Below are 20864 nucleotides of genomic sequence, written 5' to 3'. Positions count from 1 at the left end.
TCATCGCCGGATTATCCATGATCTGACAGCCGTCCCTTATAGGATGCGGGTTCACTAGGCATCGTAGTGGAACATATTCTTACCGGGCCATACAACAAACCCACCAATAATTCAAGACGTCCTCCACGGGGCGCTTACGACCACTCCAAATCAAAAGAATCCCGCAAGCATATCGCGTCTCGCGGCCGTTGAGGCAAACATTTTGTGTCGGGGCCGGGACGCTGGCGCGTGGGAACACATGTCGTTCGGGTGATGCGTTGGTTTGTGGGGCAAGGAGAGAGCTTAAGGGATAGACGTTCAGATGCGCGTTTCGCCTGCCCTAGCGCGACGCGCCTGAGACGGTTGCGCCAGGGAGATGTCGTTGCCCGCCGGGTGGCGGGCAACGTTTTGCGGTTACTGAACCTCTTGACCGTCGGTGTTGCCGCCGGCAGCAGGCGTAGCCTGGTCGATTGGCGCGGCACCCGTGTCACTTTGGGCGGGCGCGGTATTGTCCACCGGTACCGCGGCGCCGCTTTGTTCCGGTACGCTGGTCTGCAGGGTGACCGGTGCGGCGGTGCCCTGTTGTTTTTGATCGGTGTCGGGACCTTCGGTAATGGTACGCTCATCAACCGGCTGCACCTGTACCGTCGCAGTTTGGCCGTTGTCGCCCTGGGCGGTGATGTTCTCCGGCATGCCGGAACGACGCTGCAGCGCCTGATCGACCGTACCTTGATAAACGCTGGGATCCACCAGAACATGGCTGACGTTAACCAGCAAATTAATCGGCACCGGCTCGTTCGAGTTAAATTGCTCCTCGGTGACCGAAAGCGGGTTATGCACTTCCAGATAGCGCGAACCATCCGGTTCAATCGTGGCTTTTACCGGTTCATTGATAAACTGAACGCGGGTGCCGACCGGCACATGATCAAACAGATATTTGATATCGTCGGCGCGCAAACGTACGCAGCCGTGGCTGACGCGCAAACCGATGCCGAAGTTGGTGTTGGTGCCGTGAACCGCATACAGGCGGCCTACATACAGCGCATAGAGACCCATCGGGTTATCCGGGCCCGCCGGGAAAACTTCCGGCAGCGTTTCACCGCGCGCGGCGTATTCCGCGTGCATGGCTTTAGTCGGTGTCCAGGTGGGGCCGTCTTTCTTGCGTTGCACCGAGGTCACCCAGTTGGAAGGGGTGTCTTTACCCAGCTCGCCAATACCGATTGGCAGTACGATGACCGTCTTGGTGCCTTTGGGATAGTAATACAGACGCATTTCGGCACTGTTGATTACTATGCCTTCATGCGGAGTGTCCGGCAAAATCAACTGCTGTGGAATGATCATTTTGGTGCCAGGGGCCGGAAGATAGACATCTACACCCGGATTGGCTTCGAGTATATTGCTGAGCCCCATTTGGAACTGTGCGGCAAAATGTTCAAGCGGTAGTTTGTTCCCTTCGGGAACGGTGATTTGCAAGTTTTCCCCCACCAGGCGGCTTTTGCCTTCCGGTAACGGATAGACAACGGCGAAGGCGGACTGACTGTAAACAGCCATTGCCAATACCATGCTACAGAACGCGCGAATTTTCATTTTCATAAAGTGTCAGATGTAATCGCCTTACAGGCAGCCAATGAGTGTTTACCCAGCATAATGTGCCGGAGGTCATTATATGTGCTCAATCCCCGGCGTGGAAAGAATAAGTGTAACCGAAACGGTAACGCTCTGCTCAGCGTATACGCGAATCAACGTATGCTGTGATAATCTGTGAGGGTGACTGCGTCAAAAAAAGGAGCGCGAATGGAACGGCTCGATTGCGATCGCATGCTGGTGGCGGTGCTGGAGATGGGGAGTTTTGCCGCCGCCGCCGCTCGTCTTGGCACCAGTAGTGGCCAGGCGTCGAAAATGATTTCGCGCCTCGAAGCCTGTCTGGGCGTGCAACTTATCAAATGCACTACCCGCACATTGTCCCCCAGCGAGGTTGGACAAACTTATTATCACCGGATCAAAATCCTGCTCGATGAGCTGGACGCGCTAGACGCCTCGGTGCGCAGCGCCGCTGATGCGCCGTCGGGCCGTCTGCGACTGAACTCATCCATTTCCTTCGGCGCCCGGCAGCTGGCGCCGGTACTGGTGGATTTCGCCCGCCAATATCCCGCGATTATTCTCGACGTCGATTTCTCGGATCAGATGGTGAATCTGGTCGATGAGGGTTACGACATCGCCCTGCGCATCGGTCGGCTGGACGATAGCAGTCTGGTTGCCCGCAAGCTCTGTGATGTGCACATCGTGCTGGCAGCCTCGCCGGACTATTTGTTGCGCCGTGGCGAACCGACGCAACCTTCCGATCTTCGCTTCCATGACTGTATCGTTGATACCAATTTTCGCGATCCGAACTGGCAATTTGGTTCCAATGGCGATGATGGCGCAGTGTCAATAACCATTAACAGCCGTCTGCATTTCGCCAACGCCGACCCGTGCTTGTACGCGGCGATGTCCGGCCTGGGCATTACCCGTATTCCTTCGTTTATTTGCGGTGAGCATTTTCGCAGCGGCCGGCTCACTCCGCTCCTCCCGCAGCGGGAAATGACGCCGCTCGGTCTGTACGCCATTTATCCGCCGGCACGTCATCTAGCCACTAAGGTGCGAGCGCTGGTGGATTATCTCGCAAACCGCTTCCGCGGCTAGCCAGCCTGGGATCAGGGCTGGTGAGGAATTGCTTCCATAATGGAAATTAATAACCTCTGACTGGGAGGATTATCATCTGATCGGCATCACGGTATCTTGCGAAATATGAACGCAGCCATAGGCTTGCGCGCCTGCTGGCGCGGCTAATGACGCTGGCGATTTTCCTTCTGGCCCGCAGCGGCGATGATTTGCTCCCCCTGGCGGATGCCTGGAAGCACCAGTTACCCGGCTGTGAGTTTGCTTCTCCCGATGCGCCGACGCATTCCGATTTTGGTCAAGGCTATCAGTGGTTCAGCGTAGTAGGGGTAACGGAACAAAACCGGCTGCGGCGCAGACGCCGGTTCTATTGCTGCACGGAGGGCAAGATGACGTCATTCCCGCTAGCGAAAGTCCGCTGGCCGCCCGGTTGCTGACCGCGGTGGGCATGAAGGCGACGGCGAAAATTTTTCCAGGCCACGAGCATACGCTTTCATTCGAGGGCATCACGCTCGCCGGGCGTTTCATTGCCCAGGCCGTAAGCCGGGGAAGGTAAACCGCCCCGAACGCCTTACCGCGGGAGTAAAAGGACGTCGGAGCGGTGGTGGCAGCACCGGTTATCCCTTGGATTTACGGGGATCGCTGGGGCGCGGATAGGTGCGTTCTTCCTGAATCGTGCCATCCTGTTTATGAATTTTCACCGAGGCCGTTTTGCCGGTCATATAACTATGGGTGAGGGTAATAATTTCATCCTTGGTCGCCGCCGTTTTTGAGGGACGGCTATTACCTTCCTTGGTTAAGACCCATTTATCTTCAGCTTTAGTGACATGATAATTATCCATCTTAACTCCTGTTGAGTGATAGCGGTTCGGCGCGGCAAGCGTCTTTTCCACAGCGGAACGAAAGAAGTATTAACACTGCAATAATAAGCGTGGTAGTTAAATGGCCGTCCGCCGCGCAGGCAATCGCTATTACCTTGATGTGCGGGCTGCTGCCCGGTACTCGCCTGATGTGCCGGCGGGCGAATGACAGGTTGTCATATTGATATGCTGAAATAGCGGTTGCGGGGCCCGCTGGCGTGCGGCAGAGGGGTAGGATGATGAAGGGGAGATGCGGGATAAATAACAAGGGAAAATGCAGCAGGGAAATAAGGCGCAACGGGACAAAGGGAGAAGGGCGTGGGTAACTTAGGCGGCAACTACGTAAAGAGGGGGTTGGCAACAACGAGGCTCGCGGCTGTGATGCCGCGCATGCCGGCCTTAAGCGCTTTATCGCACGCGACGGCACGCGTGCGCGCCGGACAATCCCTTGGCACAACGCCGGTTTTGCGTAGTGCGGCCCCTTAAACGCGTTATTTCGGCTGGAATAAGACATAACCTGCAATATTGTTTGCGCGCCAGATTAGCGAATGATTATGCTAAGCTTCCAACATCGACGGCGATTTCGGCGATATTACGCAGTAGGCAATGGCTTAATAATGCGATTGCAATTAATAGCAAGTAGGAGTGGGATATGACTTTAGAGGATTGGGAACGCCGTTTTCAGGAATATCTGGAGCAACATTTTCCGCAGGATGACAAAGCGCATGATATTGCCCATTTCAGTCGGGTATGGAAAACCGCCCGTAAAATAATGCAGTTTACCGACGCGGATGAAAGGATCGTATTAGCCGCCTGCTATTTCCATGACGTGGTCAATCTCCCCAAAAATCACCCCGAACGTCATCTGGCATCACGGCAGGCTGCTCTGCGAACACGAGAAATCCTCGCTGACTATTTTCCCGATTTCCCGGCGCCGCTGTATGGTGGTGTGGCGCATGCGATAGAGGCGCACAGCTTCAGCGCCAGCATCACGCCGGAAACGCTGGAGGCAAAAATCGTGCAGGATGCCGACCGGCTGGAGTCCTTGGGGGCCATCGGTTTAGCGCGAGTGTTTCATGTGGCCGGGCAATTGGGACGCGGCTTATTTCACGCCGACGATCCGCTTGCTTTGCACCGGCCACTGGATGATGTCAATTATACCTTTGATCATTTTCAAACCAAATTATTGACCTTGGCTGACAGTATGCAAACGGAATTGGGCAGGGAAATGGCCCGCTATAATATCGAATATCTGGTGACGTTTATGAGTAAATTATCTGCGGAATTAAAAGGGGAATATTACCAGCTGGATAAGGAAACGCTAGAGAGATTTGGTATGAGTTATAAAGCGGAGGGGAGCGCGGCGGCGGAGTGAGGCTTTTTAACGTTTCATTTCCCAATTGATTGCGTTCAACTACGGGTGACGTTGATTGCCCGCGTCCGGTTCCGACAAGACACCGCTCGCCCGGTCTCGGCGGAAATAGGCGCCCTCGAGGAGGTCTTATATGGCGTGGGGCGGTCGCTGTGGCGACGGGGGGCAGAATAGAATTAACTCGGCGTTTCGGGGTCCGTGCCGCAATGGCAGCGATGATTATCCTGATGGACCCATTTTTGACCATCCCACGTATCACGTCGTGACGTCGGTGCCAGCAGGGTCAGCCCTATCGGCAGATAGCCCAGAAAATCGATGTTTAGCCGGCTGCCGGTGTCCTTGCAATACGCCACTTCACCGCGTAAATCGACCACCGTTTGCCAACAGCGGCCATCGCAGCTGCGCACCAATGCCCAGCCTTTGGCCGGCAAGCACGGGTTTATCGGCAAAGCTATGGGGGGGAAGGGTAGCGCCCACGCATAGATATTCTTGCGTGGCGCAGAGGTATTCGCGGGTTACCGGATGGGTACAGTAGACCACCATCCAGTCCGAGCGCCGGACGATGCCCTGCGCATCCAGGCTGGCAATGGCAAAATCGGTTGAGTATCTTCTATACATGGCGCCCTCCTGAGAAAATCCGCAATAGCTCGTCGGTGCTTTGCCCCCCAAACTCGAATTATCTCTACATCCATGAATTAAGTTGAAGTATCACGTTAATTATTATTATTGTTGTCATTTTATTATAAATAATATCGATTATTTTGTGTCCACAGGCGACATGCGCTAACGTCGCCGATCAAGACACGCCATTTGTTATGGTTGTGTGTCATTCGCATTGAATAGGGTGCCGATCCCGCTTTAAGGCGGATTTATGACCCTATTTTGTCGTTTTCTTCATCTCTTGCAGCGGGGGTTAACTGTATGTCCTGCGCCCGGGGCACTCCACAACGTCGGTGGATCTGCCTTTTGTCCACGGGGTTACCGTCAGGCCGGAGATAAGTTTCACTAATACTTTTCCGGTTTGGCGCTCCCTACGGCAGCTTCTAGGCTAATGATTCATGACAAGCTAGCGGTTAAGGAAGAGGGGATGCGCCCATGAGCGAGAAATATCCACAGCAGGCACCGCCCGCGTAGCGGCAGCATACACAGCCGGGTGAAGAAAGTGCGATGGATCCGCAGCCGGTTTATGATGACCCCGACTATCGGGCGGGGGGCAAACTTAAGGGTAAAATCGCCGTTATTACCGACGGCGACAGCGGCATCGGCCGTGCTGTGGCGGTCGCCTTCGCAAAAGAGGGGGCGGACGTGGCGATTGTCTATCTGAGCGAGGATCACGATGCGCAACAGACTCACAGCGCCGTAGAGTATTATGGCGCGCGGGCGTTACTTATTCGTGGTGATTTGGGGGAGGTGAGTTTTAGCGCGCAGGTGGTCAATGAGACATTGGCGCATTTCGGCAAGCTGGACATTTTGGTCAACGTGGTCGGAGAACAGCATCCGCAGGCGGATTTCGGCGCCATCACGCCGCAGCAACTGGAGCGGACGTTCCGAACCAACATTTTTTTGATGTTCTATCTCTGTCAGGCCTCATTGCCTCATTTGGAACCCGGCGCCACCATAATCAATACCGCTTCCATTACGGCCTACCAGGGGCGGCCTGATCTTATCGACTATTCGTCGACCAAAGGCGCTATTACCTCTTTCACCCGTGCCCTTTCCAATCACCTGGCTCCCAAAGGCATTCGGGTGAACGGGGTGGCGCCGGGACCGATCTGGACGCCGCTGGTGCCTTCGACCTTTAGCCCCGAACATGTGGCCAGTTTTGGCGAAAGTAAGCCGCTGGGCAGAACCGGCCAGCCCGCCGAGCTGGCGCCGGCTTATGTCTATTTGGCCTGCAGGGACTCATCCTATGTGAGTGGCCAAATGCTGCATGTCAACGGCGGTGAAGTGGTCAACGGATAGGGCGTCGGCGGGAGAAGCGGCGCGAAGGCCGAGGCGCGGCAATCGTCGCAGGCCGCTCGCCGCATCAGCATGACCGGCGATTCGATGAGAAACAATAACTCAGCCTGCGGGCGGGAGGTAATGATGTCATTTGAAACCGGCGATATCGTACAGCCAAAAAAAGGCGGACCCGCGATGAGCGTGGTGAAAATCGAGAATGGCTTAGTGTATTGCGGGATGATGGATTCCGGCGAGGAGAACAGTAAGGCGTTCAGACCGGAAGAACTTACCCTATACAAAGAAGAGGGGGATTTCGGCGTCTGCTGATCCAAGCCGCAGGCCGCAGCGCGTCACCCAGCCTGACGTCTTATGACGCGCTAAAGCCCGCGTACTTTGGCCGTATTAGCCGGACAGTGCGGCGCCTGAGCGCGCCGTTTCCCCTTGCATTCACGTTGTATTTCACCTAATTTATCTGCTGTTTTCGCCGGCTGTACAGGTTGGTTTCCGTTGCTACATCAGAAAAATGTGTTGTGAAAATACGCCGTCGAATCAGTCGCAAAAAATATCATCGCGAAACATTGAGCGATGCGCAGTTTGCCATTGCGGTATTGGCGATTGCGTCAGGAACCTTTATCATCTTTGTCAGTTTGATGACACTCTGGATAATCTGATTATCGGCGAGGGAAAGGAGCAGATATGGAATCCAGCAAACTTGATGAGACAAAATTATTGCTGCTAATCGGTTTGTTAATACCCATTTTAATCGCCGTAACGGTTTTATTCGGTCTAGCCTGGTTAAACGATCTCCGCCATTCGGCGGATCCTATTGATGTCCAGTCCTGCTATAAAAAGGCGCCCTAACGGCGGGTCGGATGGCCCATGGCGACAGAATGACTCGCCGACACCCCTACCGCCTGACCTGGCGCGGTTCGGCGTCCTTGAGCAGGCCCGCCAAGCGTATCTGCTGCCCGCGCAACTCCAACTCCAACGGTTCATAAATTGAACGGCAGCCGTTGACATCCTGCATACCCAACAGGCCGAAAGGCCGGTGCTTTTTCTCGCTCCAGCTGCGGTAGTCGGCGATGGGATAATGGCAAATACCTTCCACCGCCACGTGGGTCTGCATCGCCTGCACCACCTGTTCAAAGATATAGCGCGTCCAAGGGATGCGCATGCCCTCTTCCGCACCCGTTTCGGCGATAAGTAGCGGGCGTTGATAGCGTTGTCACACCTCCTGCAATATGGTCGCGAAGGGGCGATAATGGCCGTCCTCCAGCGCAATCATCTCACTTTGATAAAACCATTGATTGCCCGGCCGATAACCGACGCCGATGATATCCAACCACTCTTCACCGCCGCCCAACGCCGGCATTTCCCGGCCGCAGAGCATATCCCAGACCTCGAACTGCCGCAGGCGCAAGGCTTCCGCCGCCTGTTCCAGCTCCGGTTTGCCCGCCGGCGCATTGATATGCACCACCGGTTCCGGCTGGAGGAAACGCGCTGAGAGATCCACCTCGCGGATCGCCGCCATGGCGGCCAGGCTGGCGCGAACCAGCTGCTGTTTCAACGCCTTGCCTTGCCCGGAGGCCATAGGCGCGATGGACGCCATATCGCCCCCCGCCCAGCTCCAAAATGAAACCGCGTTGATAGGGGTATAAACGGGCTGCACCACCCCTTCACCGCGCACCAGCGCGGCGGCGGCGGCGAAGCGGGCAAAACTGTCCACAAACGCCGGCTGCCAAATGTCCAGATGAGCAGGCCAGCCGAAGTGGCACAAATCCCAAATAACCTGGAGTCCGTTGGCCTGCGCGCTGTGCAACATCGGCAAAAAGCTTGACCAGTCATACTGGCCGGGCGTGGTTTCGATACGGTGCCAGCGCAATCCATCGCGCACGGTGGTGAGTCGACAGTCGGCCAATTGGGCGTAATCTTTCGCCGCCAGCATTTCATGGCCGCTGGAATGAATAATATCGAGCCGGCGTCCGTCGCCGCGCCATTCGGTGGAACAGTCGAAGCCGGCCTGGAAAAAGCTTTGGAAGAGTGAAGGGCCGTGAATCGCGAGCAGGTGATGGATAATTTGATCTTGCATAATGCATCCCCCTAACCGTGACGGTTTTGCGCCGTGCGGGCCGAATGAAGCGTGTCCTTTAAGCGTAGACCCAGCCTAAAGGTCCGTGAGCGAAAAACGCCTAAATTGCGATCGCCCAGACAATGGCGTTAGGCCCGCGTGGCGGGTTTTCCACGCCGTTCACTTTATGACCGGCAAAGGGGATAATGGTTCTCCACGCGGGACGATGAGAGGAGAAATAATGCGCCCGCGTATTCAGGTCATCACCGGCGATATTACCCGTCTGGTGGTCGAGGGTATCGCCAATGCGGCCAATCAGCGGCTGATGGGTGGGGGCGGCGTCGATGGCGCCATTCATCGTGCGACGGGGCCGGCACTTGTGCAGGAATGTGCGGCGATTCGCCGCGCGCGTGGCGGATGTGCCGTGGGGGAGGCGGTGATAACCGGCGGCGGCTGCCTCGGCGTGCGTCACATCATTCACACCGTCGGCCCCGTCTGGCGCGGCGGCGGGCAGGATGAAGCGGCGCTGTTGCGCAGCGCCTATGACAATAGCCTTCGGCTCGCGGCGGAGTACCGTCTGGCCCGTTTGGCTTTCCCTAATATCAGCACCGGCGTATACGATTTTCCCAAACCCGCCACGGCCCGTATCGCCATTAACGCCGTGCGCGCGTTCCTGGCGCACAATAACTGGCCGCAGCAAGTGATTTTTGTCTGCTTCGATGCGGAAAATGTGCGTTTATATCAAACGGCGCTGGCGTAAATTGGCGGCGGCAAACCAAACGGTGCTGATGTCAATCGGCGGCGGGCGACCTAGCTGCGCGGGGATAAATTGGCGACAAACCGCGCCAGGGTCCGGGTATCAATCGACGTTCCCTCAATGCCGGGATACAGTGATGACCGGCGCCGCCGCGTTATGGGTCATCGCCGGCAAGGAAATGTAATAAGATCTTTCCGGGCGCCGGTGGTTTAAGGGCGCTATCCGGCCCGACCAGAACGGTATCGTCCGCGGTCAGGGCAATATGCTGATTTGTCGGGGTTAAAAATTCTGCTTTTTTGCCCATAATCCGCTGAAAGAGAAAAAAGCATTAACCCCTGCCCGATGGCTCAGGTAAAATCAAACCGGGCGCCAACTGTTGGCTTACCCTTTTATAGACTATCTTTTATCACTCGAAGAGTGGGTTTTTCAGCCTATTGAAATACAGGGTGCCGGGAAGGCGAATAAGAGGAACCATTACTGTATCATGCTGTCGGAGAAGTGATTTCAGTAATCAAAGATTGCTGTAAATGATTAAGAGCACACGCAGAGGGGGGATGTGCCAAATAATAAATTCTTCGTCAAATCATCCAAAGCGAGTCTCCGTTGGCTGGGAGACACGGTGCTGTTGACGCTATACGCTTTGCCCTCATGGGCATTTTCTATTGACGATGTGGCTAAGCAAGCCCAGGCGCTGGCGGCCAAAAATTATGAAGCACCAAAAAGCAATGTGCCTTCGCAATTTCGCGAAATGAAGTTCGCTGACTATCAGCAAATCCAATTCAATCATGATAAGGCGCTGTGGCACGATTTACCGACCCCATTCAAAATCGAGTTCTACCATCAGGGGATGTATTTCGACCAGGCGGTGAAAATCAATGAAGTGACGGCGACCGCCGTTAGTGAGGTCAAATATTCATCGGATATGTTCAACTTCGGAACGGTCAATCACGATCCCGATGCGGTGAAGGACCTCGGTTTCGCCGGGTTCAAAATCCTTTATCCGATAAATCAGCTCGATAAAAACGATGAAATTGTCAGCATGTTGGGCGCCAGTTATTTTCGCGTTATCGGTAAAGGACAAGTTTACGGCCTTTCCGCGCGCGGTCTGGCGATCGATACCGCGCTGGCGTCGGGAGAAGAGTTTCCGCGCTTTCGTGAATTCTGGATTGAGCGTCCCAAGTCCAACGACAAGCACCTGGTGCTGTATGCGCTGCTCGATTCCCCCCGCGCCACCTGCGCTTACCAGTCTCGTGTCTATCTACGCGATAAAATCGGGAAACTGGGGCTGGCGCCGCTCACCAGCATGTTCCTGTTCGGGCCTAATCAGCCGGCAACCACGATGAATTTCCGTCCCGCGCTGCACGACTCCAACGACTTGTCGATTCACGCCGGCAACGGCGAGTGGATCTGGCGTCCGCTGAATAATCCCCGTCACCTGTCGGTGAGCACTTTCCAGGTGGAAAATCCGCGCGGTTTCGGGCTGCTACAGCGCGGGCGCGATTTCTTCCAGTATCAGGATCTCGATGATCGCTACGACCTGCGCCCGAGCGGCTGGGTTGAACCCCGCGGCGATTGGGGCAAAGGGCATGTCGAGCTGGTGGAAATCCCCACCAACGATGAGACCAATGACAATATCGTCGCGTTCTGGACGCCGGAGAAATTGCCGGATGTCGGTCAGCCGCTGGAACTCGCCTATCGGCTGCACTTTTCGTGCGATGAAGATAAAATCTATTCGCCGGATTTCGCCTATGTGAAACAAACTCTACGTTCCGCGGGGGATGTGAAACAGACCAACCTGACGCGTCAGCCGGACGGCACGACCGCCTTCCAGGTGGACTTCGTTGGCCAGCCGCTGAAAGAGCTGGACCCGGCCGCACCGGTCGCTTCCCAGATTAGCGTGAGCGACAATGCCGACGTGGTCGAAAACAGCGTCCGTTTCAATCCGGTTACCCACGGCTGGCGTCTGACCCTGCGTCTTAAGGTGAAAGACACCAAGCAACCTACCGAGATGCGTGCCGCACTGGTTAACGGCGATAAGACATTGACCGAAACCTGGAGCTATCTGCTGCCTGCCAATGAATAATTCTACCTCCACTAGCCTCGACTATGTCGAGACGTTGCCGCTTGCCGCCGAGCAAAAGGTCAGCCTGCGCGACAGACTGCGTGGGCAAGGCGAAGACGCGCCTGATGCCGTGCACCAGGCTTTAAGCGATGGACCGGGGCCCGATGGCGAAAATCTTGCCGACGAGGATGTGGCGCTGCGGTCGGTAAAAAGCCGTTTGCATATGGCCTGGCCGCAAACCGCGCGCCATCCTGAGCTGTTGGTCCATGATAGTCGTGGGCGCACGGCCATTAAGGCGATGCCGACCATCAAACGCACCACCATGTTTCCCGAACCCTGGTTTACCAACCCACTGGTCCGCTTCTGGGGGGTGCTGCGCGGCAGGTCGTGCGCGCCGCGCCATAAGCAGGAAATGGCCGCCCGCGAAGACGGTAACTGGCGGATTGTCGGTACCATCCGTCGCTATATTTTGCTGGCGCTCACGCTGTTCCAGACCGCCATTGCCACCTGGTACATGAAGACCATTTTGCCGTACCAGGGCTGAGCGCTTATCGATCCGATGGATATGATCCATCAAGACCTGCTGCAGTCGGTGCTACAGTTGCTGCCGTATGTGTTGCAAAGCGGGATCCTCATCTTGTTCGCCATCCTGTTCTGCTGGGTGTCGGCCGGCTTCTGGACCGCGCTGATGGGCTTTTGGCAACTGCTGATTGGCCATGATAAATACAGCATCTCCGCCAGTACCACCGGCGATGAACCGCTGAATCCGGCGCATCGCACCGCCCTGATTATGCCTATCTGTAATGAAGACGTGGAGCGGGTGTACGCCGGTCTGCGCGCGACCTATGAATCCGTCGTCGCCACCGGCCAGATAGATCACTTCGACGTCTATATTCTCAGCGACAGTTATCATCCCGATATCTGCGTCGCCGAGCAAAAAGCGTGGATGGAACTGTGTGAAGAAACCGGTGGCACGGGGCGCATTTTTTATCGCCGCCGGCGCCGGCGGGTGAAGCGCAAAAGCGGTAATATCGACGATTTTTGCCGGCGCTGGGGCAATCAGTACTCCTATATGGTTATTTTGGACGCCGACAGCGTCGTGAGCGGCCATTGCCTGACCAATTTGGTTCGGCTGATGGAAGCCAATCCGCGTGCCGGCATTATCCAAAGTGCGCCGAAGGCGTCCGGCATGGATACGCTGTACGCGCGCTGCCAGCAGTTCGCGACCCGGGTTTATGGGCCGTTATTCACCGCCGGCCTGCATTTTTGGCAGTTGGGGGAGTCCCACTACTGGGGCCATAACGCCATTATCCGCGTCGAGCCGTTTATCAAGCATTGCGCGCTGGCGCCGCTACCGGGCGAAGGGTCCTTCGCCGGCTCCATATTATCCCATGACTTCGTGGAGGCGGCCTTGATGCGCCGGGCGGGGTGGGGCATTTGGATAGCCTACGACTTGCCAGGTAGCTATGAAGAGCTACCGCCCAATTTGCTGGATGAGCTTAAACGCGATCGCCGCTGGTGTCACGGTAACCTGATGAACTTCAGGCTGTTTTTGGTCAAGGGGATGCATCCGGTCCATCGCGCGGTGTTCCTGACCGGCGTCATGTCCTATTTATCGGCGCCGCTGTGGTTTATGTTTCTAGCGCTATCGACCGCCCTGCAGGTGGTGCACACGCTAGTGGAGCCGCAGTACTTCCTGCAGCCGCGCCAGCTCTTCCCGGTGTGGCCCCAATGGCGCCCGGAGCTGGCGATAGCGTTATTTTCCACGACGCTGGTGCTGCTGTTCCTGCCCAAACTGTTGAGCGTCATTCTTATCATCGCCAAGGGCGCGCGGGAATTTGGCGGCGTGCTGCGGGTGACCGTCTCGATGCTGTTGGAAATGCTGTTTTCCGTGCTGTTGGCGCCGGTCAGGATGCTGTTCCACACGCTGTTTGTGGTGAGCGCCTTCCTGGGCTGGTCGGTGCAGTGGAATTCGCCGCAGCGTGACGACGACGCGACCCCCTGGAGTGAATCCTTTAAGCGCCACGGTTCGCAAATGCTGCTCGGTCTGGTATGGGCCGGCGGCATGGCCTGGCTGGATCTGCGCTTTTTGTGGTGGCTCTCGCCTATCGTGGTGTCGCTTATCCTGTCGCCGTGGGTGGGTGTCTATTCCAGCCGGGCAGGTCTCGGGTTGAAATGTCAGCGCGCGGGTCTGTTTCTCATTCCCGAGGAGTATTCGCCGCCGAAGGAACTGGTGGCTACCGAGACTTATCTGCAGCGCAACCGCGCCCGTATATTGGCGGGCGGCTTCCGCCGTGCGGTGGTGGACCCGGCCTATAACGCCCTGGCAGTGGGCATGGCGACCGCGCGTCATGGCATCTCGGATCTGTGGTCGAGCGTAACCGGCAAGAGCATCTCGCCGCGGCCTTGACCCTGGGCCCGGCGAAACTCACGCCCGCCCAGCGTCTGGCCGTATTAAGCGATCCGGTCACACTGTCCCGGCTGCACTTGCGGTTGTGGTCGCACCCGGAGCATATGGCCGCCTGGCTCACGCCCGTCATCGCCAGGCAGCGCTAGACGCTCACTCAACCGCAACTGACCCTACCTAATCAAAACCCGGCCGTTTACCCGCGGCCGGGGTTTTTTTGCACGAAAGCGGCTTCCCGTTTATGCCATTAGCGCGGTAATTCAGTCAGAAAGGGAAACGGAACATTTCCTTCTCCGTCGCCAGGGTCAGGTAAGGTCGGAAAAGGTCACGCCGCGGCTTCTCCCCTCTTCAGGCCAGGCGGAGATGCCGCATGGATAGGATATAATTAGAGAGATAATTAACGCTTTTTGCTGTTGTAGATGGCGGGTAACGGCCGCCGAATATGCTCAGGGCCATCTGCGCGGCCATTATCCCTGCGCAAGGGCGTAGGCGACGAGGCGCGCATCTTATTTTTGCGCCGCAATGCGTGGCGTCATTTACTCCCGCGTAAAAGCGCAGGCGTAAGTGGTTTGAGGTGACGCCAGACCACAAATAAACCATTTTGTTCCAAATAAGGAGCCAGATCATGGATTGGCAGCATTTATTGTAACTTGGCGGCCGGTGTTGGCCGTTAAAATCCTGATCAAAATTCAGGGTATGAGGATACCATGCAGAGTGATTGGCTGTTTGTCGTAAAAAAATTGGGTGTATTTCTGGTTTGTGCCGCGGTCATCGCGCTGCTGACTTCATTATTGTTTATCGATATTAATGGATTTCATAATGGGGAACATGAATTTTCGCTGACGGAAATCGCGCAGGAGCTGATTTTACTGGTCATTGTCGTGATCCACGGCCTGTTATTGCGTAATCCCGCCTTGCGCCACAGCAGTGTGCTGATCGGCGGCTTTTTTCTGTGTATGCTGATCCGCGAGATGGATTTTGCGTTTGATATCATCCGCCACGGCAGCTGGCTGTGGTTCGCGCTGGTGGTCACGCTGGCGGCGCTTATCTATGCCGGCCGCGCGCCGCAACGTACCTTGGCCGGGCTGGTGGGCTTTTTTAAACACCCCAGCTACGGTATGCTGAGTGCCGGTCTGTTGACGGTGCTGCTGTTCGCCCGTTTGATGGGTATGGGCACGCTATGGCACACCCTGCTGGCGGATGATTTCATCCGTACCGTCAAAAGCGCCGTGGAAGAAGGGACTGAGCTGTTTGGCTACACGCTTTGCCTGCTGGGGATCCTGTCGTATTTCCACACCCAGCGCGGTAATGACGCGCAAGTGACGCAGCCGGTCGCGGCAGACCGATAACCTGCACGTGCCGGCATGCTGTCGGCACGATCGTTCTCCAAGGAGCGGACATAAGACCGCTGTTTTCAATCAGGTAATAAAAGCCACTATGGGACGATTTTGTCTGGTGTTTGCCGCGCTGCTGTTGCTTACCGGCGGCGGCGGCAGCATCAGCTGCACGGTGCCCGGCCAAGGGCACGGCAATCAATTTTATCCGGGGGTGCAGTGGGATCTGCGCGACTCGGCGTGGAAATACCTCACCATTATTGACTTACCCCTGTCTATGGTGGTGGACACACTACTGCTGCCGGTGGATTGGCGCCATGGCCCATACGATTAAACCGCCGGCTCGGCCGTTCCCGCCGTCGTGGCACAATGGCAACGACGGCGTTAGCGCGGCGTTGTGACGCGAGGTGGGCGGGGCATTACATCGCGTCCCACTCATCGGAAGCGATTTTACCCTCTTCGGTATCGAGCGGCGGTTCATATTGGTATTCGCCCTCGTCCCACTCGTGCAGCGTATTTTCCTCCTGCCACTCCAGGCGCAGTTCGGTTTCATCGTAATCACCATCGAAAATCGCCTGTGCGGCTTCACCGGTGCGAAACGACATCGTCTCGGTGGCGTCATTTTCTTCCGCTTGAAATTCGGCTTCCCACATGATCTCTCCGTCCTGCAGGACATATTTCTGCAGGCTGAATTGTTGCACTGACGGGGTTTCATCCTCTTTGCTGCTGTCGGCTGACGCTTCCAGAAACTCCTCGCGGGCGATATCGATCGCTTCTTCCAGAGTTGCATACATGCTCATTGTTACTCTCCTGTGCTGATGAGGGGGGCAGAGGTCGTCACGCCGATAACGGGCGTAGAAGTAATTGTTGTCGCTCTGGCCAAAGTTGCAAGTGCCGCCCGCTAAACAGTAGATAGCAGAAGAAAAACAGGCCCCGGACGGCGTGACCGCGGGTGAGTCGGCCGATAACCGGCTGATTACCCCGTGAATGTTTCCGACGACGGAATTTTGCAAAGAAGATTACGGCAAGGGGTAAAGGTTTCGCAAAGGTCTACACGGGGCGATTGGGAATCGCTAAAGTGAAGGGGTAAACCCGACCTAGAGGAGAAAAACATGATGAAGCGCAATACCTTACTGGCCATTGCCCTGATGACCACCGCCGGTGCGGCGAGCCTCGGCGCGCTGGCGGCGGCCCCCGCCGGCGCCGGCAATACGCCACCACCTCCAGGTGCGCAATACGGCCAGCCCACGCTGGGGATGCCGCTGCCTCCGTTCCCGTGGGCGCACGGCGGCCCGGGCGGTCATGGTGAAGGCTTTTGCCGCGGCGTTGAACTGTTTTGCGCCTCAATGGCCAGCGATAATCCGACGGAAAGCCTGCAGAAACTGAACAGCATTCTGCCGCCGGCGGCGAACGGCGTACATTACCAGGTACGGGTGGCCGTGGTGGCGATACCGGATCATAAACCGGGTGCAGGAGAGGAGCGGGGTGGAAAACCCGCGCCCAGGCCCGGGCAAAGCGCGCCTCAGCCCTAAGAAAACGTGGTTTTCAGGGCGCCCCTGTGGCGGGCGTCCCGGTAGTAGACGGCCGTCACCCCCCCCCTACGACGGTCGATTTTGGCGGCGGCGTTAGCGCGCCGCACTTTTTTGCATCACTCATTAGGGAGCCTGATGCGTGCCGCGCTGCGCTGCAGGCTCCACCAGGAATACACCACGTTGACCATCACCACCAGCGCCGTCACAAAAAAGACCGCCCGGAAACCATAGCTGGCCGAAACAAAGGCGCCGAGGAGCGGCCCGCTGACGTTGCCCACATCGCGAAATGATTGGTTATAGCTGAAAATGCGGCCCGCGACCTGGCTGGAGGAGTTATAAATCAACAGGGTTTGCACCGCCGGCAGCAGCGCGCCGTCGGTGGCGCCCAACAGAAAGCGCAGGACGCCCAACTGCCAGGGCGCCTGAACGAATGACATGGGGATCAGCAGCAGCACCGACAACGCCATCATGCTAATCAAGATGCGCTCGGGCCCGACCTAATCGCCGAGCTTGCCCAGGCGCGGCGCGCTCAACAGCGCCGCCATGCCGGGCACGGCGGCAATCATGCCGCTGATAAACGCCAGGTTTTGCGAATGACCCGCCAGTTCACGGACATACAGCGTCAGTATGGGCGCGATAGAGCTGGTGGCGACCTGGATGATGAGCGTAGTGACAAACAGACTCAGCACCAGGCGGGGATTTTTCAGCGAGGCCAGCACCTGACGCCCAGAGAGCATATCTTTTTTCTGCACGGGGGTAAAACGCTCCTGCACGAACAGCACGGTGGTGATAAAGCAGATGAACAGCACCAGCGCGGTAATGAAGAAGACCAGCCGTAAACCGTAGAGATCCGCCAGCAGCCCCTCTATCAGCGGGCCAATCAGCGCGCCGCTTACCGCGCCGGTGGAAAGCGTGCCCAGCGCCCAGCCGCTCTTGTTGCGCGGCACCTGGGTGGCGATAAGCGTGTTGGCGTTAGGCACGAAACCGCCAAGCAGCGCGCGCAAGACTAGAAACTGCCAGACGTTCTGCACTAGGCCCATGAGCATCATGACAATGGCCATGCCCAGCGCCGAGCGTAGCAACATGACTTTGCGGCCTTTCCGATCGGCAAGACCGCCCCATATCGGCGACGCGATGGCGAAAAACAGAAACGTGATGCTAAATACCGCGGCGGACCAAAAATTCAGTTTTTCGGGCGAGGAAACCCCCAACAGCTCAACGTAGAGCGGCAGGAACGGCATGACCAGACTGAAGGCGGCACCGGTGAGAAAGCAGCCTATCCAGGTCACAAAAAGATTGAGTTTCCAATTGATGAGGATCGGTTCCGGCGTCATGACGTCCTGATTACGTAATTACGGCGGTCGACAACACAACAGGGCTGGAAACGCTCTCACCGGGGGAGATTAAGTCAGAGGCACAGTATGCGCCGAAAGGGGGGCTGGGGCAATTTCACCGGTCGTTTTTGCGCGGCCTTTTGCAATCACCGCGCCGGCGGACGCTGACGCGCAAGGCATTAGCGGTACAGTGAAGGCGCGCCGGGCGGGCGGGTTTTGAAGCGGCGGTGCAGCCACATGTATTGGTCCGGCGCCCGCAGAATCGCCTGTTCCACCACCTTATTCATATAGCTGGCGGTGGCGATATCACTATCGAGCGGCATGTCGCGTTCATCAGGCAGAATCAGCAGCTCGTAACCGCGCCCCTGCGGCAGGCGGCGCGGCATGAAGGGGATCACCGCCGGCTTGGCCATTTTGGCCAACAGATAGGTGCCGGCGGTCGTCGCGGCCTCGGGGACGGCGAACAGCGGCGCGAATACGCTGCTTTTCGGCCCATAATCGTGATCCGGCGCGTACCAGATAATATCGCCGTTTTTCAGCGCGCGGATCATGCCTTTGATATCGGAGCGGTCCAGCATGGATTTATTGGACCGCAAACGTCCCCAGGTCTGTAGCCAGTCAAGCAGCGGGTTGTCGTTGGGGCGATAAACGCCGATGCCGGGATTATACATGCCGAAAATTCGCGCGCCCAGCTCAAGGGTGAGAAAATGAATGCCGATAAGCAGCACCCCTTTGTTTTCCGTACGCGCGTTGGCGATATGTTCCAGGCCGCTGACGGTGACCCAGCGTTTAATGCGCCAATCAGGCCAAAACCAGGCGATGCCGGTTTCGATAAGCCCCATGCCGACCGACTCAAAATTTTGCCGCAGCAGCGCTTCGCGCTCCGGTTCCGGCATAGCGGGAAAACACAATTGCAAATTCCGGCGCGCAATGGCCTCTCTATGGCGCATAAAACGCATCGCGAGCCGCCCCAGGCGGGTCCCCAAGGTATAAAGCAGCGGATAAGGCAGTAGCACCAGCAGATAGAGCGCGCTAATACCCAGCCAGGTTAGCCAATAACGCGGATGCAGCAATGAACGATTAAAAACAGGAAGTGTGGTCATAGCGTCTCAAGTGTGAACGTTACGGGACAGCCCGTATTTCATTCGTACCGTTAATACCTTGCAATATTTTGGCATTTTTTTTGCCGCGGTGGAATAAAGCGTCGCGCCCGGGGCATTATCGGACTATTGGCGCGCGCTTTTTGTGCAATAAGCGGTGAATAACGCTACGTCCGGCGAAATAGCCCCTTCACTTCATGAGGTTCACAGCGCCAATATTGCTTCTGCCCTTGTACCTGCGCGCCGAGTTTGGCGGCCGCATGCCAGGGCCAGCGGGGATCGTATAACGCGCCGCGGGCCAACGCGATTGCATCAGCGTCGCCGTTGGCGATAATCGCCTGCTCCGGTTCGGTAATCATGCCGACCGCGAAGGTCGTGAGACCGGTTTCCTGGCGGATGCGCCTGGCGAACGGTACCTGATAGCCGGGGCCGCCGCTGGAAACGTGAATATAATCGCAGCCGGCCGCTTTCAGCGCCTGGCCGAGCGCCCCGGATTGCGCCTCGTCCCAGCCGCCGTCAACCCAGTCGGAGGCGGAAATGTGCACGCCTACCGCCATGGTTAACGGTAGCGCCTGACGCAAGGCCTGAAACACCTCAAGCGTCAGGCGCATGCGGTTTTCCAGGCTGCCGCCGTAGCGATCCTCGCGCTGATTCGTCAACGGCGATAAAAACTGATGCAGCAGATAGCCGTGGGCGGCGTGCAGTTCAATGAGATTAAAACCGATACGCTGCGCGCGTCTGGCCGCGGTGACGAAATCGTCTATGAGCGCCGCTATCTCGTCGAGACTTAGCGCGCGTGGCGCGGGGGAAGCGTCGTCATAGGCGAGCGCCGACGGCGCGACCGTTTCCCAGCCGCCCTTTTCGGCAGCAATAGCTCCTCCGCCGGACCAGGGCGGTTGGGTGGACGCTTTACGCCCGGCATGGGCCAGTTGGATCCCCAGCGCAATCGGGGAATGCTTTTTTACCGTATCGACTACCACCGCCAGGGCTTGCTCTGTCCGATCGTCCCATAATCCCAGATCCTGCGGGGAGATGTGCCCGACCGGATTGACCGCAGTGGCCTCAAGGATTAAAAGCGCGGCGCCCGACAGCGCCAAATGCCCGAGATGCACGGTATGCCATGAGGTCGCTTCCCCCTCATCGGCGGAATATTGGCACATCGGCGCAATCACGATACGGTTTTCCAGCTCCAGGTTGCCCAGAGCGATAGGGCTAAACAGTTGACTCATTGGAGGGCCTCTCAAAGATAAATGGCCGGCCGGGATGATTACCTTAACCGACACGGGTCGTCGCTAATAGTGGTGGCCGACAGGGGTATCGTGTAAGCGCCCCGTGGAGGACGTCTTGAATTATTGGTGGGTTTGTTGTATGGCCCGGTAAGAATATGTTCCACTACGATGCCTAGTGAACCCGCATCCTATAAGGGACGGCTGTCAGATCATGGATAATCCGGCGATGAT

General features: G+C 57.0%; 22 protein-coding genes and 2 pseudogenes. 13 read left to right on the top strand and 11 right to left on the bottom strand.

The genetic code is table 11. From position 1 onward, the window contains the following. Positions 1-66 precede the first annotated feature (66 nt). Entirely contained in the window at positions 67-192 is a 126-nt protein-coding gene (locus ACMX3H_RS07515) for a hypothetical protein (protein ID WP_415210367.1), read from the top strand. A 201-nt stretch (positions 193-393) separates the two neighbouring features. Here the strand turns inward: ACMX3H_RS07515 and ACMX3H_RS07510 are convergent, their stop codons facing one another. Next, positions 394-1572 carry a L,D-transpeptidase family protein gene (locus tag ACMX3H_RS07510; RefSeq protein WP_415210366.1) on the bottom strand — a complete coding sequence of 393 codons (1179 nt, stop codon included), beginning with the start codon at positions 1570-1572 and terminating at the stop codon, positions 394-396. A 201-nt stretch (positions 1573-1773) separates the two neighbouring features. Between ACMX3H_RS07510 and ACMX3H_RS07505 the strand changes: the two genes are divergently transcribed. From ACMX3H_RS07505 to ACMX3H_RS07495, 3 genes are all read left to right on the top strand, one after another. Beyond that, entirely contained in the window at positions 1774-2661 is an 888-nt protein-coding gene (locus ACMX3H_RS07505) for a LysR substrate-binding domain-containing protein (RefSeq protein WP_415210365.1), read from the top strand. Between the two features lie 146 nt (positions 2662-2807). After that, the gene (locus ACMX3H_RS07500) at positions 2808-3074 is read left to right on the top strand and encodes a hypothetical protein (protein WP_415210368.1); all 267 of its coding nucleotides are present in this window, start codon (positions 2808-2810) and stop codon (positions 3072-3074) included. Further along, positions 3008-3193, top strand: coding sequence for a hypothetical protein (locus tag ACMX3H_RS07495; protein ID WP_415210364.1), 186 nt, complete (start codon positions 3008-3010; stop codon positions 3191-3193). The genes ACMX3H_RS07500 and ACMX3H_RS07495 overlap by 67 nt, the downstream gene beginning before the upstream one ends. Before the next feature lie 61 nt (positions 3194-3254). On the opposite strand, the gene ACMX3H_RS07490 is transcribed toward ACMX3H_RS07495, so the two are convergent. After that, the gene (locus ACMX3H_RS07490; RefSeq protein WP_415210363.1) at positions 3255-3530 is read right to left on the bottom strand and encodes a DUF2188 domain-containing protein; all 276 of its coding nucleotides are present in this window, start codon (positions 3528-3530) and stop codon (positions 3255-3257) included. Positions 3531-4149: 619 nt separating this feature from the next. Here ACMX3H_RS07490 and ACMX3H_RS07485 point away from each other — a divergent pair. Next, a complete protein-coding gene (locus ACMX3H_RS07485) occupies positions 4150-4872 on the top strand; it encodes a phosphohydrolase (RefSeq protein WP_415210362.1) in 723 nt (240 codons plus the stop codon). Between the two features lie 351 nt (positions 4873-5223). Here ACMX3H_RS07485 and ACMX3H_RS07480 read toward each other — a convergent pair whose 3' ends face one another. Then, positions 5224-5487, bottom strand: coding sequence for a hypothetical protein (locus tag ACMX3H_RS07480; protein WP_415210361.1), 264 nt, complete (start codon positions 5485-5487; stop codon positions 5224-5226). Positions 5488-6036: 549 nt separating this feature from the next. Here ACMX3H_RS07480 and ACMX3H_RS07475 point away from each other — a divergent pair. After that, positions 6037-6831, top strand: coding sequence for an SDR family oxidoreductase (locus tag ACMX3H_RS07475; RefSeq protein WP_415210360.1), 795 nt, complete (start codon positions 6037-6039; stop codon positions 6829-6831). Positions 6832-6951: 120 nt separating this feature from the next. Continuing rightward, a complete protein-coding gene (locus ACMX3H_RS07470; RefSeq protein ID WP_415210359.1) occupies positions 6952-7137 on the top strand; it encodes a DUF2158 domain-containing protein in 186 nt (61 codons plus the stop codon). 580 nt (positions 7138-7717) lie between these two features. Here ACMX3H_RS07470 and ACMX3H_RS07465 read toward each other — a convergent pair. Next, on the bottom strand, positions 7718-7984 hold the full coding sequence (locus ACMX3H_RS07465) for a hypothetical protein (RefSeq protein ID WP_415210358.1): 267 nt from the start codon (positions 7982-7984) through the stop codon (positions 7718-7720). A 51-nt stretch (positions 7985-8035) separates the two neighbouring features. Then, on the bottom strand, positions 8036-8899 hold the full coding sequence (locus ACMX3H_RS07460; protein WP_415210357.1) for a beta-glucosidase: 864 nt from the start codon (positions 8897-8899) through the stop codon (positions 8036-8038). Positions 8900-9119: 220 nt separating this feature from the next. On the opposite strand from ACMX3H_RS07460, the gene ACMX3H_RS07455 reads away from it, so the two are divergent. Next, positions 9120-9638 (top strand): O-acetyl-ADP-ribose deacetylase, encoded by a 519-nt coding sequence (locus ACMX3H_RS07455; protein ID WP_415210356.1) that lies wholly within the window; start codon positions 9120-9122, stop codon positions 9636-9638. Positions 9639-9789: 151 nt separating this feature from the next. Here the strand turns inward: ACMX3H_RS07455 and ACMX3H_RS07450 are convergent, their stop codons facing one another. Continuing rightward, positions 9790-9939, bottom strand: a complete 150-nt coding sequence (locus tag ACMX3H_RS07450) for a hypothetical protein (protein WP_415210355.1) — start codon at positions 9937-9939, stop codon at positions 9790-9792. Between the two features lie 252 nt (positions 9940-10191). Between ACMX3H_RS07450 and ACMX3H_RS07445 the strand changes: the two genes are divergently transcribed. From ACMX3H_RS07445 to ACMX3H_RS07430, 4 genes and pseudogenes are all read left to right on the top strand, one after another. Next, the gene (locus ACMX3H_RS07445; RefSeq protein WP_415210354.1) at positions 10192-11718 is read left to right on the top strand and encodes a glucan biosynthesis protein G; all 1527 of its coding nucleotides are present in this window, start codon (positions 10192-10194) and stop codon (positions 11716-11718) included. Beyond that, a pseudogene (gene mdoH / locus ACMX3H_RS07440) lies at positions 11711-14253 on the top strand (glucans biosynthesis glucosyltransferase MdoH). Before ACMX3H_RS07445 ends, mdoH begins: the two are co-directional and overlap by 8 nt. A 558-nt stretch (positions 14254-14811) precedes the next feature. Further along, positions 14812-15453, top strand: coding sequence for a hypothetical protein (locus ACMX3H_RS07435; protein ID WP_415210353.1), 642 nt, complete (start codon positions 14812-14814; stop codon positions 15451-15453). Positions 15454-15541: 88 nt separating this feature from the next. Further along, positions 15542-15772 (top strand): YceK/YidQ family lipoprotein, encoded by a 231-nt coding sequence (locus ACMX3H_RS07430; RefSeq protein WP_415210352.1) that lies wholly within the window; start codon positions 15542-15544, stop codon positions 15770-15772. Between the two features lie 85 nt (positions 15773-15857). On the opposite strand, the gene ACMX3H_RS07425 is transcribed toward ACMX3H_RS07430, so the two are convergent. Next, a complete protein-coding gene (locus ACMX3H_RS07425) occupies positions 15858-16238 on the bottom strand; it encodes a MysB family protein (RefSeq protein WP_415210351.1) in 381 nt (126 codons plus the stop codon). 312 nt (positions 16239-16550) lie between these two features. Here ACMX3H_RS07425 and ACMX3H_RS07420 point away from each other — a divergent pair, with 312 nt between their 5' ends. Continuing rightward, on the top strand, positions 16551-16970 hold the full coding sequence (locus ACMX3H_RS07420) for a hypothetical protein (protein WP_415210350.1): 420 nt from the start codon (positions 16551-16553) through the stop codon (positions 16968-16970). 116 nt (positions 16971-17086) lie between these two features. On the opposite strand, the pseudogene mdtG reads toward ACMX3H_RS07420, so the two are convergent. The 4 genes and pseudogenes from mdtG to ACMX3H_RS07400 form a co-directional block, all read right to left on the bottom strand. Then, positions 17087-18304: pseudogene (gene mdtG / locus ACMX3H_RS07415) on the bottom strand (multidrug efflux MFS transporter MdtG). Positions 18305-18483: 179 nt separating this feature from the next. After that, the gene (locus ACMX3H_RS07410) at positions 18484-19407 is read right to left on the bottom strand and encodes a Kdo(2)-lipid IV(A) acyltransferase (RefSeq protein ID WP_415210349.1); all 924 of its coding nucleotides are present in this window, start codon (positions 19405-19407) and stop codon (positions 18484-18486) included. Positions 19408-19571: 164 nt separating this feature from the next. Continuing rightward, positions 19572-20633, bottom strand: coding sequence for an NADH:flavin oxidoreductase/NADH oxidase (locus ACMX3H_RS07405; protein WP_415210348.1), 1062 nt, complete (start codon positions 20631-20633; stop codon positions 19572-19574). A 38-nt stretch (positions 20634-20671) separates the two neighbouring features. Continuing rightward, on the bottom strand, positions 20672-20797 hold the full coding sequence (locus tag ACMX3H_RS07400) for a hypothetical protein (RefSeq protein ID WP_415210347.1): 126 nt from the start codon (positions 20795-20797) through the stop codon (positions 20672-20674). Positions 20798-20864 lie beyond the last annotated feature (67 nt).

Source organism: Sodalis sp. (in: enterobacteria), from assembly GCF_047607725.1.
In the GTDB taxonomy this organism is placed as follows: domain Bacteria; phylum Pseudomonadota; class Gammaproteobacteria; order Enterobacterales; family Enterobacteriaceae; genus JBLKSS01.
The sequence above is the reverse complement of the archived record's forward strand: the minus strand, read 5'-3'. Positions and strand labels throughout refer to the sequence as shown.

Coding starts and splice junctions, on each gene's coding strand:
- ACMX3H_RS07510 (WP_415210366.1), bottom strand. CDS start 1,572: ATGAAAATGAAAATTCGCGCGTTCTGTAGCATGGTATTGGCAATGGCT.
- ACMX3H_RS07505 (WP_415210365.1), top strand. CDS start 1,774: ATGGAACGGCTCGATTGCGATCGCATGCTGGTGGCGGTGCTGGAGATG.
- ACMX3H_RS07500 (WP_415210368.1), top strand. CDS start 2,808: ATGACGCTGGCGATTTTCCTTCTGGCCCGCAGCGGCGATGATTTGCTC.
- ACMX3H_RS07485 (WP_415210362.1), top strand. CDS start 4,150: ATGACTTTAGAGGATTGGGAACGCCGTTTTCAGGAATATCTGGAGCAA.
- ACMX3H_RS07480 (WP_415210361.1), bottom strand. CDS start 5,487: ATGTATAGAAGATACTCAACCGATTTTGCCATTGCCAGCCTGGATGCG.
- ACMX3H_RS07475 (WP_415210360.1), top strand. CDS start 6,037: ATGGATCCGCAGCCGGTTTATGATGACCCCGACTATCGGGCGGGGGGC.
- ACMX3H_RS07470 (WP_415210359.1), top strand. CDS start 6,952: ATGATGTCATTTGAAACCGGCGATATCGTACAGCCAAAAAAAGGCGGA.
- ACMX3H_RS07465 (WP_415210358.1), bottom strand. CDS start 7,984: ATGCGCATCCCTTGGACGCGCTATATCTTTGAACAGGTGGTGCAGGCG.
- ACMX3H_RS07460 (WP_415210357.1), bottom strand. CDS start 8,899: ATGCAAGATCAAATTATCCATCACCTGCTCGCGATTCACGGCCCTTCA.
- ACMX3H_RS07455 (WP_415210356.1), top strand. CDS start 9,120: ATGCGCCCGCGTATTCAGGTCATCACCGGCGATATTACCCGTCTGGTG.
- ACMX3H_RS07450 (WP_415210355.1), bottom strand. CDS start 9,939: ATGGGCAAAAAAGCAGAATTTTTAACCCCGACAAATCAGCATATTGCC.
- ACMX3H_RS07435 (WP_415210353.1), top strand. CDS start 14,812: ATGCAGAGTGATTGGCTGTTTGTCGTAAAAAAATTGGGTGTATTTCTG.
- ACMX3H_RS07430 (WP_415210352.1), top strand. CDS start 15,542: ATGGGACGATTTTGTCTGGTGTTTGCCGCGCTGCTGTTGCTTACCGGC.
- ACMX3H_RS07425 (WP_415210351.1), bottom strand. CDS start 16,238: ATGAGCATGTATGCAACTCTGGAAGAAGCGATCGATATCGCCCGCGAG.
- ACMX3H_RS07420 (WP_415210350.1), top strand. CDS start 16,551: ATGATGAAGCGCAATACCTTACTGGCCATTGCCCTGATGACCACCGCC.
- ACMX3H_RS07410 (WP_415210349.1), bottom strand. CDS start 19,407: ATGACCACACTTCCTGTTTTTAATCGTTCATTGCTGCATCCGCGTTAT.
- ACMX3H_RS07405 (WP_415210348.1), bottom strand. CDS start 20,633: ATGAGTCAACTGTTTAGCCCTATCGCTCTGGGCAACCTGGAGCTGGAA.